Origin of the sequence: Lentzea miocenica, from assembly GCF_033949945.1 — a bacterium.
Classification (GTDB): Bacteria; Actinomycetota; Actinomycetes; order Mycobacteriales; family Pseudonocardiaceae; genus Lentzea; species Lentzea miocenica.
The window spans coordinates 139,876-155,521 of sequence record NZ_JAXAVW010000021.1; the positions used below are offsets into that span (position 1 = coordinate 139,876).

Consider the following 15,646-nt stretch of genomic DNA (forward strand, 5'->3'; position numbering starts at 1 on the left):
GTTGAGCGCTGCCACACGCGCTAAGAAGACGGCCCTGGTCGCCGGCCGCACGGTCGTCGCCCTCGTCGCCGTGACAACGTTGGCCTTCTCCGGCTACTTCTGGACGGCGTTACGGCTCGTCAAGCAGAACACCAACACCACGCAGATCCTCGAAGTGCTGGAGGACATCCCGAACTCGCCGCCCGTCGAGGACGGCGCGATCGACATCCTGCTGGTGGGCAGCGACAGCCGGACGGACGCGCAGGGCCGGCCACTTCCCGCGGACGTGCTGCGCAAGTTGCGCACCGAGGGCACGGACACGGTGAACACCGACACGATCATCGTGATGCGCGTGCCGCGCAACGGAGGCAAGGCGAGCGCGATCTCGATCCCGCGCGACACCTACGTGCCGATCGCGGGCTATCGCGAGGACAAGATCAACTCGGCGTACGGCGCGGTGAAGTTCCTGACCGCCGAACGGCTGCAGGCCGAGGGTGTGAGCGACCAGCAGGAGCGCGAGCGCAAGTCCGACGAGGCCGGGCGCAAGGCGTTGGTCCAGGCGGTCCAGGACCTCACCGGGATGCGCGTCGACCACTACGCGGAGATCAACCTCTACGGGTTCTACCTGCTGACCGAGGTGATCGGCGGCGTGCAGGTGTGCCTCAAGGCCGGTACGTCGGACCCGAACTCCGGCGCGAACTTCCGCGCGGGCCAGCAGGTGATCTCGGGCGGTGACGCGTTGTCGTTCGTGCGGCAGCGGAACATGCCCGGCGGTGACCTCGGTCGCATCGCGCGGCAGCAGGTGTTCATGTCGCAGGCGATGAAGCAGCTGCTGTCCGCCGGCACGTTCACCGATCCGGGGAAGATGAACGGACTGCTGGACGCGGTGTCGAAGTCCGTTGTCGTGGACGAGAAGCTCGATCTCGCCACGCTGGCCACGCAGGCGCAGGGCCTCGCGTCGGGCAACGTGGAGTTCGCCACGATCCCGGTGACGAGCATCGACGCGCGCAATGAACGCGGCCAGAGCGTGGTCACGGTCGACCGCGAGGCGGTCAAGGCGTGGGTGGCGCAGCTGATCGGTGAGACCCCGAAGCCGGAGCCCTCGTCGGTGACCACTCCTGGCACCCCCGCTGCGCCATCCAAGTTCGGTCCTGGGAAGCTGCTGTCGCTGGACGGCGCGCACGCCGTGGCAGCCGCCCAGCAAGATGTGCCCTGCGTCGACTAGGAGTGCCGCGTGAGCGTGACCGAGATCCTCTTCACGCCGTTGCTGAAGGCCGATTCCGGTCGTCCGCTGATCACGCACTACGACGACGCGACGGGTTCCCGGATCGAACTGTCCCGCGCGACGGCGGCGAACTGGGCCGCGAAGACCGCGAACTGGCTGCGCGACGAGCACGACGTCGAGCCGGGTGACGAGGTCGCGGTGCTGCTGCCCGCGCATTGGCAGACGGCGGGCCTGCTGCTCGGCGCCTGGTGGTGCGGGGCGCACGTCGTGGGCGCGGGCGTGGACGCGAAGGTCGCTGTCGTACCGCCGGGCGGAACCGCCGAGGCTGAAGTTGTGGCCGTGGCTTCCTTGCACCCCATGGGCCTCGGGTCCGGCGCTCCGGTCGACTACCTGGACGACGTGCGCGTGCACGGCGACGACTTCATGCCGTGGCAGCCGACTCCCGGCTCGACGCTCGCCCTCGGTGAGTCCACTGTGGATGAAGTGGTGGCGCGGGCACGCGAGCTCGGCGCGAAGCTGGGTGACGAACCGCGGGTGCTGTCCACTGTGGAGTGGGACTCCCCCGCCGCGGTGCTGGAAGGGTTCCTGGCCGTGCTCGCGGCCGGTGGCTCGCTGGTCCAGGTGAGCAATCCCGACGCGGGCCGGATGGCCGCGCGCCGGGACAGCGAGAAGGTCACCCAGGAGATCACGCAGCTGCTGGGTTGAGCACCTTGTTGTTCTTGAACAGCACGCGGTCCAGCGCGTAGGCGCCACCGTTGAAGCCCAGGGCGAGCGCGGCCGCACCGAGCACGATGACCAGCTCGGAGCCCCCCTGGCCGATCAACGGGCCCGACGCGTGCACGAGGAAGAACGCTCCGGCCATGTTGACCGCGAGCAGCAGGCCGGCGATCGGCAGAAGGACACCGGCGATCAGCGCGAGACCACCGGCGAGCTCGACCGTCGCGGCGAACGCGGCGGACACCGAGGGCAGCGGCACACCCATCTTCTCGAACGACGCGCTGGTACCGGCGAGCCCGAACTCGGTCCACTTCTGCCAGCCGTGCGCGATGAAGACGATGCCGATGCCGATCCGGCCGATGAGTGCGGCGACGTCCTTGACCATGGTTTCTGCTCCCCGATCCTGTCGATGACCTGTCGGTCGTTCAACTTCGAACCAAAACTAGTGCAGGTTTGAACGACCTCATGATTTCGACAGGAACCCAACAGCGAGTCCTTAGGTTCGCAGGTCAGCGTTGAGCGACCGGCCCGGTCTCCTACTTCCTGAGCTGCAGACCCTCACCCTTCGCGTTCGTCAGGGTCAGCGTGTTGCGGTCGATCTTGTACGTGACCGGGCCCTGGCCGAGTGCGTCGAGAACGGCCTTCTCCACGGCCATCTCGTCCGGGCCGCACAGCTTCAACTCGCTGGCCAGCTGTCCGAATCTGATGGTCTCACCGTCCACTTCGTACGTACCACCGGCAGAGTTGCAGCCGGCTTCCACTTCCGTTTTGCCTTCCTTGAAGGAGATCGTGGCCCGCACACCGGCGGGAACGGACGAGGTGGCACTTTGGGTGATGAGTCCGTCGACGATCCAGATGCCACCTTCCAGCGTGGCCGGGGCTTCGGCGACAAGCACGATCTCCGCGTTCGAGCCGGTGATCACCAGGTTCGCGCCGTCCATCCGCCACGAGGGTGTCGCGCTGAGCAGCGTGCCCAGCCACTCGTCCTGCTCGTGCAGGCCCGGAGTGGGACATGCCATGTCGGTCGTGCTCAGGTCGGTGACCGTGAGCTTGCCGCCCGCCAGCGAGACCGGGCCCTGCATCGTGTTGCACCCGGCGTTGGCGATCAGCCTGTCGTCGTCGGTGAACCTCAGCTCCACCTTCGTGCCCTCGACCAGGGCGCGTGGCTTGCCCTGCTCCGTGACGGACGTGGAGCTGAACACTTTTCCCTTCACGTCACCTCCTCCTGTTCCGGTGGACGTGGTGCCGCACCCGGTGACCAGCAGTGCGATCACGGCGACGAGAACTCGGTAGCCCATGTCCGGCCCTACTTCTTGAGCGTCAGGCCGGCGCCGGACGCGTTCGTGAGCGTCAGCGAGTTGCGGTCGATCTTGTAGGTGACCTCGCCGCTGTCGAGGGTCTTGTGGATGGCCGTCTCGACGGAGTTCATGTCGTCACCGCACCTGATCAAGGTGGTGACAGCCATCTGCGCGACCAGCCGCTGACCGTCCACTTCGTACGGATAGGCAGCGTCCTTGTAGTTGCAGCCGGTGTCGACCTTCATGTTGCCGTCCTGGAAGACGAACGTGGCCTTGGCGCCGCCGGGGAACGACGAGACGGCGTCGCCGGCGATGATGCCGTCGACGGTCCAGGTCCCGCCCTCCAGCGTCGCTGGGGCCTCCGTGCCGAGCACGATCTCGGTGTCCGATCCGGTGAGCACCAGGTTCGCGCCGTCGAGCTTCCACGACGGCTTGGCGTCGAGCAGCTTCGCGAACCACTCGTCCTGCTGGTGCAACTCGGGTTTCGGACATCCCATCGCGGTAGAGCTGAGGTCGGCGACCGAGAGCTTGCCGCCGTCGAGCGAGACCTGGCCCTGCATCATGTTGCAGCCGACGTTGGCGATCAGCCTGTCGTCGTCGGTGAATCTCAGATCCACCTTCGTGCCCTCGACCAGAGCACGCGGCTTGCCCTGCTCCGTCACGGACGACGAGACGTACACCTTGCCCCGCAGGTTCGCGCTCCCCTGGCCGGCCTGGCCGCCGGCGCATGCGGAGGTGGCTGCGAGCAGCAGTACGGCGAGGGCGATTCGGTGGCTCATGTGCCTAGGACGGAACATGTCGCCCCTCAGGTTGCCCGAAGGCCGGACACGGGATCTCCGCGTCCGGCCAACGGAATTCGACGTCACGGGGACAGCGACTCCGCGAAGTCGTAAAGGCTCTTGATGTCGTTGTCGAAGTACGGCCCGTCCATCTGGCTCGCGTCGGCGTGCCGGTGGCTGACCACACTGTTGATGTAGCCCAGCCCGTTCTGGTCGTTGTACTCCTGCAACCACGGACCGCCGCTCGAGCCGCCGGTCATGTTGCACCAGGCCCGCACCTGCTGGCCGTGGCCGTTCCAGGTAGTGCCCTGGCAGAAGTACTGCAGCTCACCGGTGAACGGCGCACCCGCGGGGTAACCGAGGATCGTGACCGCGACCGAGTAGCCCCAGTTCCAGCGCAACCCGTTGCCACCGACGACGTTCGCGATCGAGCTGCCGCCGAGGGTCTGCATGATGACGATGCCCATGTCCTCGTCACTGTTGCTGGAGTTGATCCAGGCAGTGCGAGCAGTGAGCTGGTAGGCGCTCCACGTGCCGAACGGCCGCGCGCCGTTGCGATAACGCGGAACGAACACCCAGTTGGACATCCACTGGCGACCGGCACCGCCGTGCACGCAGTGCCCCGCCGTCTGGACCAGTTTCCGCTTGGCACTGCTGACAGTCGCACCCGAGCAGACGTAGTTCAGCCCGTTGACCGGGTTGGTGAAGAACACCTTCCCGACCGTCTGCGACTCGTTGAGCATGATCCCGATCCCCTGGGCCTGCTCGGTCTTGACCTTCACCGAGGGTGCGACCCCTTCGATGCTGCCCGCACGACCCGAGGGCTGGCGTGGGGAAACGGCCTGGACCGTGGCAGGAGCCTGCGCCGGGATCGCGTTGGCCATGCGCTCCGGAGTCCAGTAAGCCTCGGCTGCTGCAGCCGACTGGATCTTGTTGTCGGAGGTTCTGGCCAGGCTGGCAGAGCTGCCCTGCGGTGCCGCCTGCGCGGTCGGCACGAGCACGGAAGCTGCCAGCACAAATCCAAACGCTAACGAAACAGTTCTTTTCGTTCCCATTCGAAATACCTCACTAAACGAGGTTAACTTGCGGCTTTTCGAACGTAGCGAGCCCCCTGACCTGCTGTCCAGCACCCTGTTTGAAGTTGCTCTATTCAGCAGAACTTCCATTCCATGTCTGCTAGAAAAAGGTCCGTCCGGGCCATTTCCTTGTGATATGTGCAGGATCGGAAAGCGCTATCCAGCCAGTCGATCTTGAACTAGGGGCTTGACAGCCGACGACGCCGAGGCTCTACTTAACCCAGAGGTTAGATAACCAAGTGGTTAGGTACGAGATGGACCAGCTGAGCGCCACGTTCGCCGCACTGGCGGACCCGACCCGCCGGGCGATCCTCGCGCGGCTCACGGAAGGTCCGGCCACGGTGAAGGAGCTCTCCGAGCCGTTCGACATCAGCGGCCCGGCGATCTCCAAACACCTGCGGGTGCTGGAGAAGGCAGGCCTGATCACCCGCGGCAGGGAGGCCCAATGGCGCCCCTGCCAGCTAGACGCGACACCGCTGAAGGAGGTCGCTGTGTGGGCCGAGAACTACCGCCGCTTCTGGGATGCGAGCTACGCGCGCCTGGACGCACTCTTGACCGAGATGAAGGAGACAGACAAATGACCACCACCAAGTTCGGCACTCTCGTCACCCTCCCGTCGGACACCGAGATCGCGATGTCCCGCTCGTTCGACGCCCCGGCCTCCCTGGTCTGGAAGGCGTTCACCAACCCCGAACTCCTCCGGCGCTGGCTGCTCGGCCCCGACGGCTGGGAGATGCCGATCTGCGAGGTTGACCTCCGCGTCGGCGGCAAGTGGCGCTACGGCTGGGCGCAGCCGGACGGCTCCCAGGCGTTCGAGATGTACGGCGAATACACCGAGGTCACGCCTCACACGCGGCTCGTCAACACCGAGCACTTCGAGGACAACCCGCCGGCCATCACGACCGTGGAGTTCGTCGAGGTGGACGGGCGGACGACCATGACCACCACGATGCGTCTGGTGTCGCAGGAGGCCCGGGACGCGGTGCTGGCCACGGGCATGGCCGATGGCGCTGGACGCAGCTACGAGCGGCTGGGCGAGGTGCTTTCCACCCTGTCGTGATTCCAGTTGAGGCCGCCTCGGCGCGCACGCGGCCTCAACTGGTCTCACCAGTCATTATCCGCTGACCTGATGCTTTCCGGCTTCCGGGATTCGATCCGGGGTCTTCCGGGGTGTACGGTCCCGCGTTCATGGCGACCCAAACGGTCCGGATCTTCCTCAGCTGGTGCCACCGCGACAAGGCCTCCGTCGATGCACTCCTGCACGACCTGCGGCCGACCCTGCGGCTCTTCACCGACCTGAAGATCGAGTGGTGGCAGGACTCGCACCTGATGTGTGGCGAGGACTTCGAGCCCGCTATCCGCGACCGCATCGACGAGGCCGACTTCGGCCTGCTGCTCGTCACCCCGCACTACCTGGCGAGCACATTCATCCGCGAGCACGAGCTTCCGCGGTTCTCGGGGTCCGCCGCCGACAGGCCCCCGCTCCCCGTCAAGCTGTCGCAACTGCCGCAGTTCGGCCCCGCCTACGACTTCGGCGGACTGGAAAAGCTGAACATGTTCTCGTTGGACGGCAAGGCTTTCACCGAGATCAGCCGCCACCGCCGCACCGACTTCTCCAACCGGCTCGCCGAAGCCGTCCGCCTCCGCGCGCTCGGCCAGAACGGGTACACGTCGTGACAACTCCGTTGCGGCCCAACGAGATCACCGACCGGATCAACGCGCTCCGCCCTTCGTTGACAACGATGCAGGCGGCCCGCCTCACGGCGATCGGCGAGGTCGTCGGCGAAAGCGGCCAGTTCCTGCTGCGTCAGGCATTGGCCGCCGGCGACTTCCCGGAGGGCGATGAGCGCGCCCAGGACGCTTTCCGCGACTTCCGGAACAAGATCAACTACTTAGCCGCGAAGGCAGGGGTAGACCTGGTCCTGGAGCTCGAGTCCCGGAAGACCACACCAGACCACCGCCACGGCTGGTTCGCGGGCAACCCGGTGGAGAAGAGCCTGGTCGCCTTCACCGAAGTCAACGCCGAGAACATCGGCATCACCAAGCCGATCGCGCCGGCGGTGCGGGAGCTGGGCGAGCCCCGCCGGCTGCGGATCTACGTCAGCTTCCACCCGACGACCGCGCGCAACGCCGCCGCGCTCATCGAGCAGCTGACCACCGCGCTTCGAGTGCTCGACGGAGCAGAGTGGGAGATCAAGGACTCCAGCTCGGTCCTCGTCGGTGACGACATCGCGGCGACCCGCGCACAGCTTCTCGCCCAGGCGGATGTCTGCGTCTGCCTGATCAGCCCGGCGTACGTCGACTCGCCGGAACGCCAAATGGTGCTCAGCAGCCGCAAGCTCGTCGCTGTTGCGTTCGCGGGCTTGCCCAATCTCGCTGGTGGCCTGAAACCGTTGCAAAGACACGAAATCGCGCTGCAGGACTCGCCGTGGGAGGAGTTGCGAGGACCTGCGCAGCGCAAGGTGTTCATCAACGAGGTCGTCCGGCAGATCCGGCTGATGATGGACAAGCCGTTGTCGCGCGACGACGATCAGACGACCATCCTCAAGGCGCTGGCGGCCAAGCAGGTGCGCCTCCGCCGTGATGACAGCCGGTACCTTGTCCCGTCGCAGCTCAGGGAAGCCTCCCTGCAGGAGTCGTTGCTGGACAGCGGCGACCAACGCGCGAGCGGTATCTCATTGCCCGCCGTCGAGCGCCTGGTGGCCTGGGCAACCGCAGACGACTCCTCCGCACCAAGGTTATGTGCGCTGCTCGGTGACGTCGGCATGGGCAAGACGACCACGACGAAGCTGTTCGCCACTCAACTGCTCAAGCTGCACGACGACGACCAGGCGTCACCATTGCCGATCCTGTTCGACCTCAGGGACATCGAACCCGGCGAACTGTCGGGTTCGATGTCGTTGGACCGAATCCTGACCCACCTGCTCGACGCGACCCGACCACAGGGTGTGTCATCCAAGCGACTGAACGCGGACGTCGTGCGCGAGCGTCTCGAACACGACCTCAACCGCACCGTGGTCATCTTCGACGGACTGGACGAGGTGCTCGTGCACCTCAGCCCGCACAAACGTCAGCTGTTCACCCGCCAACTGTGGCGCGCGCTCCCCGCCGAGTCGAACGCGCGAATGTTGTTGTCCTGCCGCACCCAGTACTTCCGCACGATCCGTGACGAGGCCGACTTCTTCACCGGCCAGACCCGGCAAGGCCTGCGCAGCAGCGACTACCTCGCCCTGCTGATGCTGCCGTTCACCGAGAACCAGATCCGCGAGTACCTCGAGGGCAACCTCGACCGCGACGCCGAGTGGGTCGACCGGTTCCTGGAGACCATCGGCGCCGTCCACAACCTGACCGAGCTGGCCCAGCGCCCGATCACGTTGCGGCTGATCTCCGACCAGGTCGAGTTCATCGAGAAGGCGAAGCTCGAAGGCCGCGAACTCCGTTCCGTCGACATCTACGCCGAGGTGGTCGACCGCTGGATCACCCGTGACGAGGGCAAGCACACGCTGACCCCGGACCACAAACGCCTGCTGATGGAGGAGATCGCCGCAGCGCTCTGGCGTTCGGGCAAGAACGCCTGGAGCCCGGCCGAAGTCGACGACTGGCTGCTCGGGCTGCTCGACCAGCGCCCAGACCTCCGGCGCCACTACCGCGAGCACGTACCCGACCTGTGGACCGCGGACTTCCGCACGGCGACGTTTCTCAAGCGGGAAGGCGACACGTTCGAGTTCGCCCACCGCTCGCTCTTCGAGTACTTCCTGGCGTGCTACCTCTACCGGCAGCTGAGCGACCCTCGCGCGATCGACGCGCTCGCGATGCCGGTGCCGAGCCAGGAGACCCTCGACTTCCTCGGCCAGTCCATCGCGGCTTCGCCTGGCGCGGCGCGCGCCACGCTCGAACTGATCGGGCGCCAATACCGTGCCCAAATCTCGGAGTTGGCGGTCGCGTACGCCCTTCACGCGGCTCGGCGTGGGTACCCGCACCAGTCACTGGTCGAGGTGGACCTGTCGGGCGCGGCGTTGGCTGGGTGGACCTTCACAGGACGCGGCAGGCTCGCACTGAACAACGCGAACCTGTCCGGTGCAGATCTCTCACGGACGTCCTTCTTCAACTCGGATCTGACGGGTGCTGATCTCACCAATTCCTATGCCGGCAACGCCGAGTTCCACGAATCAACCCTGGCAAGTTCGAGTTGGCAGGACGCCTACATCGCCGGCGCGATCTTCCGCCGCTGTGACATCACCGGCGTCGATTTGAGTCAGTCAAACGCATACCGAACCCAACTGCTCCTCTGCACACCGCCGCCCGCCCCGAGTCCGCACTTCCAGATCGCACCTTCTTCAGCGCGCGCAGGTAGCCAGTCGTCAGCAGCGGCACAGCTCAACTGCTTCGTCGGACCCATAGGAGCGATTAACGCCATCACGTGGTCACCCGACAACACCCACATTCTCACCGGAAGCAACGACGGCATCGCCCGCGTCTGGGACACCACCACCGGCCAACAAATCCACCAACTCGCCGGCCACACCGACGTCGTCAACGCAATCGCCTGCTCACCGGACAACACCCGCATTTACACCGGCGGCGAAGACCGGACCGCACGCATCTGGGACACCACCACCGGCCGGCAAATCCACCAACTCACCGGCCACACCGACGCCGTCGGGGCAATCGCCTGCTCACCCGACAACACACGCGTCCTCACCGGTGACGACGGCGGCGACGTCCGCATCTGGGACACCACCACCGGCCGGCAAATCCACCAACTCATCGGCCATGAAACCTGGCTGAACACGGTCGCTTGGTCACCCGACAACACCCGCGCTCTCACCGGCAGCAACGACGGCAGCATCCGCATCTGGGACACCACCACCGCCCGGCAAATCCACAAACTCACCGGCCACAAGGGCGCCGTCTTCGCAATCGCCTGCTCATCCGACAACACCCGCATCATCACCGGCGGTGCCGACCGGAGTGTCCGCATCTGGGACGCCACCACAGGCCAGCAAATCCGCCAATTCACCGGCCACACCGACTGGGTGAAATCGGTCGCCTACTCGCCCGACAACACCCGGATCCTCACAGGCGGCAGCGACGGCACCGCCCGCATCTGGGACGCCGCCACCGGCCAGCTAATCCACCAATTCACCGGCCACGACAGGCCCGTCAACGCAATCACCTGCTCACCCGACAACACTCGCGTGTACACCGGCAGCGAGGACGGCACCGCCCACACTTGGGACACCACCGGCCATCGGTTCCACACGCTGGTTGTCCAGGACGACTGGATAAACGCAGTTGCGTGGTCATCCGACAACACTCGCATCGTCACCGGCAGCGAAGACGGCACCGCCCGCATCTGGGACACCACCACCGGCCAACAAGTCCACAAACTCACCAGCCATGGCAACGCCATCAACGCGGTCGCGTGGTCACCAGACAACGCCTGCGTTCTCACCGGCAGCGACGACCGGAGTGTCCGCATCTGGGACACCACCACCGGCCAGCAAATCAACCACCTCACCGGCCACAATGGACTGGTGCACGCTGTCGCCTACTCGCCCGACAACACCCGGATCCTCACAGGCGGCAGCGACGGCACCGCCCGCATCTGGGACACCACCACCGGCCAGCAAATCCACACACTCACCGGCCATACCGGTCCCGTCAACGCAATCACCTGCTCACCCGACAACACCCGCATCCTCACCGGTGGCGCCGACCGGAGTGTCCGCATATGGGACGCCACCACAGGCCTGGAAATCCACAAACTCACCGGCCACAACAGCCCCGTCAACGCAATCACCTGCTCACCCGACAACACACGCGTCCTCACCGGCAGCGACGACAGCACCGCCCGCATCTGGGACGCCACCACAGGCCTGGAAATCCACAAACTCACCGGCCACACCGACTGGGTGCGATCAGTCGCGTGGTCACCCGACAACACCCGCATCCTCACCGGCAGCGACGACCGGAGTGTCCGCATATGGGACGCCACCACAGGCCTGGAAATCCACAAACTCACCGGCCACACCGACTGGGTGAAGTCGGTCGCGTGGTCACCCGACAACACCCGCATCGTCACCAGCAGCGACGACAACACCGCCCGCATCTGGGACGCCACGACCGGCGAACTGTTGAGCCCCTATGTCGTTTTGCTCCCGGACAAGGAGTTCGCCGTGTTCGACGGACAGATGACCAAGGTGATCGAGTGCAGCAAGGGTGCGTGGCGGTGGATCGGGTGGAACGTCATCGGCGATCAAGGGATCGATCGCCTGCCTGCGGAGACGTTCGGCCCGCTTCCGGTGCGGCCTGATTAGGCAGCAGGTCAGCCGGGACGGAGCGTAGTCACCTTTGGTGGCAACGGTTCCCCCGGTCGGGGCCAGTCGACGCGGTTACGTTCGGGCGCATGGGACGTTTCCTCGTGGCACTGGCCCTCATGCTCGGTTTCGCCGTGCTGTCCCCGCCGTTGGCTCACGCGGCGGAGGCCACGCGCTGGCAGGTAACACCATGCGCGGCCGGCTCGAAGGCGTTGTGGCTGCCGCGCGTGGACAAGTTCGGCACCGACATCAGCTGCACGACCGACGAAGCCCGTGCCGCGGCGGTGAAAGCCGCCGTGGACAGCGGGAGTCCGACGCGGATGATGAACGTGGCGATCGCCTTCGCGCAGCAGATCTCCGACAAGTCGCTGACTGCCGAGTCGACTTGCGTGCTGGGCGCCAAGGGCGCGATCGGCGAGGCGTTGGGCACGTGCGTGGCGGCTTAGGTCCGGGGCAACTCGGCCGTCTCACTTCTGCGGGGTAGCTTGGTCGCTGTACAGAACTGCGGCCTCGCAGAGGGGATGGCTCATGACCGGCAACGCCCAGCCAGGGCGCGTTGGCTATCGGGACATCGCGAACGACCTCCGGCAGCAGATCGACTCCGGCGAGCTTCCGCCCGGCAGCAAAGTTCCTGGCGAGAACGACCTCACGAGCCAGTACGGCGTGGAGCAGCCGACCGCTCGCCGCGCGTTGGACGTGCTGAAGAACGAGGGTCTGATCGTCGCCAAGCGCGGATCGGGGACGTTCGTCCGCGAGTTCAAGCCGATCAGGCGCGTGTCGCCAGACCGGCTGAAGGCCACGTCCCGGGGATCTGGTCAACCGATCTGGTCCACCGACGTCGGCACGCGGCCGAGGACGGAAGACGTGACGGTCGACGTCGAACTCCCGCCCGCGCCGATCGCCGAGGTTCTGAAGCTCGATGACAGCGCCCGCGTCGTGATCCGGCGACGCAGGTATGTGGTTGATGACAAGCCAGTGCAGCTGGCGACGTCTTACTACCCCGAGGCACTGGTCGCCGGCTCCGCGATCACCGAAATCAACACCGGCAAAGGCGGCGCGTACGCCCGCCTCAAGGAGTTGGGCCACGAGCCCACCAGGTTCCGCGAAGAGCTGCGCACCCGCATGCCACGGGACGCCGAGCGTCAGGCGCTCGACCTCGCCCAGGGCACGCCGGTCATCTTGATCGTGCGGACCGCGTACACCGCAGATGATCAGCCAGTCGAGGTCAGCGAGATGGTTCTCGACTCAGCGGCGTACGTGCTCGAGTACAAGTTCACCTCGCACGACTGACACCTATTGCATATCTGTACAGAACTACGCTTCACTTTCCCGTGAGGTTCTGTACAGATATGATAGCCTACATCACCGCTTGGAGTGCCGAGCAGGACTTGCCGTGCGCGCTGGTGGAGCGACCTGACCGCAGCATCGGATACGCCAACGAGTTGCTGAGCGATCGAGATCGGCACGGCGTGCTGTGGCGCCAGACCGCGTTGCGACATCGGGTCGGCAAACCGGAGTTCGCCAGGGTTCATCCGTTGCGGCAGCGACGGGCGATGGAACTGTTGCTGTGCCAGGTCTGCGGCGGACCGGCAGATCGGAACGACGACGGTGTCCTGTGGCTGCAACGGGATCACAGCGATGACTGGCCACAGTGGCCAGAGGGAATGGCGTCGGTGGAGCCGCCGGTGTGCCTGGCGTGCATCCCGGTCGCGCTACGGCTGTGCCCGGCGTTGCGGCGCGGAGCGGTGGCTGTTCGCTTCAGGGAGTATCCGATTGCGGGTGTGCGCGGTGCGCTCTATGGGCGAAGCGTGCTGGCGCCGGCAGCGGTCACTGCGGGGAACTTCGCCTATGACGATCCTGCAGTGCGACGGGTTCTCGCGTCTGCCCTGATCCGCGAACTGCGCGGCTGCACCGTCGTTCCGTTGGTCGAAATTGCCACGCGACTTGGCTTGTAATGCTCGTCGGGTTGTTCCCGATCAAGAGCGTGCACCGCCGCCGAGACCGGGAGCCGCAGTGACGTCACCAGACTGGAAGGCCGCGTACGACAAGGTTCGTCCGACGTACGAGGTATACGAGAAGAAGCTGAAGGAACTGATCGAGACGGTCCTGGCGCACGCGGAGATCGACATCGTCCAGGTCGAGGGCCGGGTCAAGACCCTTGACAGCTTCGCCGAGAAGATCGACCGCAAGGCAGGCAAGTACGCCGACCCGCTGAACGACATGACGGACCTGGTCGGGTTGCGGATCATCGCCTATTACCTCGAGGACGTCGAGAAGATCGTCGGCCTGCTGCGCTCCCAGTTCACCGTTCTCGAAGAGCACTCGGCGAACAAGCAGGACGCACTCGCAGCCGACCAGTTCGGGTACACGTCCATCCACCTTGTCATTCGCATGGGCGACAACAGGTGTGCACTGCCGGAGTGGAGTCAGTACGCGGGCATCACAGTCGAACTGCAGGTACGCACGACGCTCCAACACGCCTGGGCAGCAGTGCACCACAAGCTCAGCTACAAGCGCGCTGAAGAAGCACCAACTTCGTTGCAACGCAAGCTGTTTCGGCTGAGCGCGTTGTTCGAGATGGCGGACGAGCAGTTCTCCGCGATCAGGACGGCAACATCGGAGTTGTCCGACGAGTACTCGGACAACGTGAAGCAGGGCAACCTCGACATCGAGATCGACGCGGACTCGCTCGACGCCTACCTTTACAACAGCCCGAAGGTGGCCCTCATTCGCGGCATCGCGGGCGAGGACGTCAGCAGTCAGATCCGCGCGGGCGATTCACTTCGTAGCGAGCTCATTCAACTCGCGGTACACCTTGGCGCGAAAACGATCGAGGAATTCGACCGCCTACTGCCAGGCGACGGCGAAACGATTCGCTCGGTGCTGACCGCGAGCGGTCGCTCCTACCAGTCTGTGTACGCAGCCTTGGCGGTCTTGTGCGTAGCGCTACATCCGATCGAAGAGGAGTTTTACACGTCCCTCTACGCCAAGTCCAGCTGGCCAATCGTCATGGAGATCAAGGCCAAACTGGGGGAACAGGAGCGACCCGGTTCCCCCGACCGGCTCAGCCGTTGAGCACGGCGCGTGACATCACGACGCGCTGCACCTGGTTCGTGCCCTCGTAGATCTGCGTGATCTTCGCGTCCCGCATCATCCGCTCGACCGGGAAGTCACGCGTGTACCCGGCGCCACCGAAGAGCTGCACCGCGTCCGTGGTGACCTCCATGGCCACGTCGGACGCGAAGCACTTGGCAGCGGCGGTGATGAAGCCGATGTTCGCCTCGCCGCGCTCGGCCTTGGCGGCGGCGACGTAGACCATGTGCCGGGCGGCCTCGATCTTCATGGCCATGTCGGCGAGCATGAACTGAACGCCCTGGAAGTCTGAAATGGACTTTCCGAACTGCTTGCGGTCCTTGACGTACGCGACGGCAGCTTCAAGAGCGCCCTGCGCGATGCCCACGGCCTGCGCACCGATCGTCGGACGCGTGTGGTCCAGCGTCTTCAGGGCGGTCTTCAGGCCGGTGCCGGGCTCGCCGATGATTCGGGAAGCGGGGATCGTGCAGTTCTCGAAGTAGATCTCGCGGGTCGGCGAGCCCTTGATGCCGAGCTTGCGCTCCTTCGGGCCCACCGAGAAGCCGGGGTCGTCCTTGTGCACGACGAACGCCGAGATGCCGGCGGACTTCTTGGCGGCGTTGGGGTCCGTCACGGCCATGACGGTGTACCAGGTCGACTCGCCGGCGTTGGTGATCCAGCACTTGGTGCCGTTGAGCACCCAGTCCGAGCCGTCCAGCACCGCGCGCGTGCGCATGGAGGCGGTGTCGGAGCCCGCCTCGCGCTCGGACAGGGCGTAGGAGGCCATGGCCTCGCCTGAGGCGATGGACGGCATGACGAGTTGCTTGAGCTCTTCGGAGGCGGACAGGAGGATCGGCATGGTGCCGAGCTTGTTCACCGCCGGGATCAGCGAGGAGGACGCGCAGACGCGGGCGATTTCCTCGATGACGATGCAGGTGGCGACGCTGTCCGCACCCTGGCCGTCGTAGGACTCGGGGACGTGGACGGCGGCGAAGCCCGACTTCACCAGGGCGTTGTGGGCCTCTACCGGGAAGCGCTCGTTCTCGTCGACCTCGGCCGCGAACGGCTTGATCTCCTTCTCGGCGAGCGAGCGGACGGCCTCTCGCAGCGCCTCGTGCTCCTCGGCGAGCTGATAGGTGCCGAAGCTCGGGTTCACCTTGTTACCTCCCAGTAGCGAGTA

The 15,646-nt window shown here is 65.6% G+C and carries 15 protein-coding genes; 10 read left to right on the plus strand and 5 right to left on the minus strand.

The annotated features are described in order from the left end of the window. Position 1: 1 nt before the first annotated feature. The gene (locus SK803_RS25525; protein ID WP_319968617.1) at positions 2–1,204 is read left to right on the plus strand and encodes an LCP family protein; all 1,203 of its coding nucleotides are present in this window, start codon (positions 2–4) and stop codon (positions 1,202–1,204) included. A 9-nt stretch (positions 1,205–1,213) separates the two neighbouring features. Then, positions 1,214–1,909 (plus strand): TIGR03089 family protein, encoded by a 696-nt coding sequence (locus SK803_RS25530; RefSeq protein ID WP_319968618.1) that lies wholly within the window; start codon positions 1,214–1,216, stop codon positions 1,907–1,909. On the opposite strand, the gene SK803_RS25535 is transcribed toward SK803_RS25530, so the two are convergent. From SK803_RS25535 to SK803_RS25550, 4 genes are all read right to left on the minus strand, one after another. Beyond that, positions 1,890–2,306 carry a DoxX family protein gene (locus SK803_RS25535; protein ID WP_319968619.1) on the minus strand — a complete coding sequence of 139 codons (417 nt, stop codon included), beginning with the start codon at positions 2,304–2,306 and terminating at the stop codon, positions 1,890–1,892. The two genes, SK803_RS25530 and SK803_RS25535, sit on opposite strands and share 20 nt — an antisense overlap. A gap of 151 nt (positions 2,307–2,457) precedes the next feature. Continuing rightward, on the minus strand, positions 2,458–3,219 hold the full coding sequence (locus tag SK803_RS25540; protein WP_319968620.1) for an META domain-containing protein: 762 nt from the start codon (positions 3,217–3,219) through the stop codon (positions 2,458–2,460). 8 nt (positions 3,220–3,227) lie between these two features. Next, on the minus strand, positions 3,228–3,998 hold the full coding sequence (locus tag SK803_RS25545; protein WP_319968621.1) for an META domain-containing protein: 771 nt from the start codon (positions 3,996–3,998) through the stop codon (positions 3,228–3,230). Between the two features lie 83 nt (positions 3,999–4,081). Beyond that, entirely contained in the window at positions 4,082–5,014 is a 933-nt protein-coding gene (locus tag SK803_RS25550; RefSeq protein ID WP_319968622.1) for a trypsin-like serine peptidase, read from the minus strand. A 314-nt stretch (positions 5,015–5,328) separates the two neighbouring features. Here SK803_RS25550 and SK803_RS25555 point away from each other — a divergent pair, with 314 nt between their 5' ends. From SK803_RS25555 to SK803_RS25590, 8 genes are all read left to right on the plus strand, one after another. Then, complete coding sequence (locus SK803_RS25555) at positions 5,329–5,655, plus strand: ArsR/SmtB family transcription factor (protein ID WP_319968623.1); 327 nt, start codon at positions 5,329–5,331, stop codon at positions 5,653–5,655. Further along, positions 5,652–6,134, plus strand: a complete 483-nt coding sequence (locus SK803_RS25560; RefSeq protein WP_319968624.1) for an SRPBCC family protein — start codon at positions 5,652–5,654, stop codon at positions 6,132–6,134. Before SK803_RS25555 ends, SK803_RS25560 begins: the two co-directional genes overlap by 4 nt. A 128-nt stretch (positions 6,135–6,262) precedes the next feature. Next, positions 6,263–6,751, plus strand: a complete 489-nt coding sequence (locus SK803_RS25565; RefSeq protein WP_319968625.1) for a toll/interleukin-1 receptor domain-containing protein — start codon at positions 6,263–6,265, stop codon at positions 6,749–6,751. Beyond that, on the plus strand, positions 6,748–11,394 hold the full coding sequence (locus SK803_RS25570) for a WD40 domain-containing protein (RefSeq protein ID WP_319968626.1): 4,647 nt from the start codon (positions 6,748–6,750) through the stop codon (positions 11,392–11,394). The genes SK803_RS25565 and SK803_RS25570 overlap by 4 nt, the downstream gene beginning before the upstream one ends. An 89-nt stretch (positions 11,395–11,483) precedes the next feature. Continuing rightward, positions 11,484–11,840 carry a hypothetical protein gene (locus SK803_RS25575; RefSeq protein WP_319968627.1) on the plus strand — a complete coding sequence of 119 codons (357 nt, stop codon included), beginning with the start codon at positions 11,484–11,486 and terminating at the stop codon, positions 11,838–11,840. Between the two features lie 82 nt (positions 11,841–11,922). Then, the gene (locus SK803_RS25580) at positions 11,923–12,684 is read left to right on the plus strand and encodes a GntR family transcriptional regulator (RefSeq protein WP_319968628.1); all 762 of its coding nucleotides are present in this window, start codon (positions 11,923–11,925) and stop codon (positions 12,682–12,684) included. 59 nt (positions 12,685–12,743) lie between these two features. Continuing rightward, positions 12,744–13,349, plus strand: a complete 606-nt coding sequence (locus SK803_RS25585; protein WP_319968629.1) for a hypothetical protein — start codon at positions 12,744–12,746, stop codon at positions 13,347–13,349. Positions 13,350–13,407: 58 nt separating this feature from the next. Then, positions 13,408–14,469: a GTP pyrophosphokinase gene (locus tag SK803_RS25590; RefSeq protein ID WP_319968630.1), complete on the plus strand. Its 1,062-nt coding sequence runs from the start codon at positions 13,408–13,410 to the stop codon at positions 14,467–14,469. Here SK803_RS25590 and SK803_RS25595 read toward each other — a convergent pair. Continuing rightward, positions 14,459–15,622, minus strand: coding sequence for an acyl-CoA dehydrogenase (locus tag SK803_RS25595; protein WP_319968631.1), 1,164 nt, complete (start codon positions 15,620–15,622; stop codon positions 14,459–14,461). The genes SK803_RS25590 and SK803_RS25595 overlap by 11 nt on opposite strands. Between the last annotated feature and the right edge of the window lie 24 nt (positions 15,623–15,646).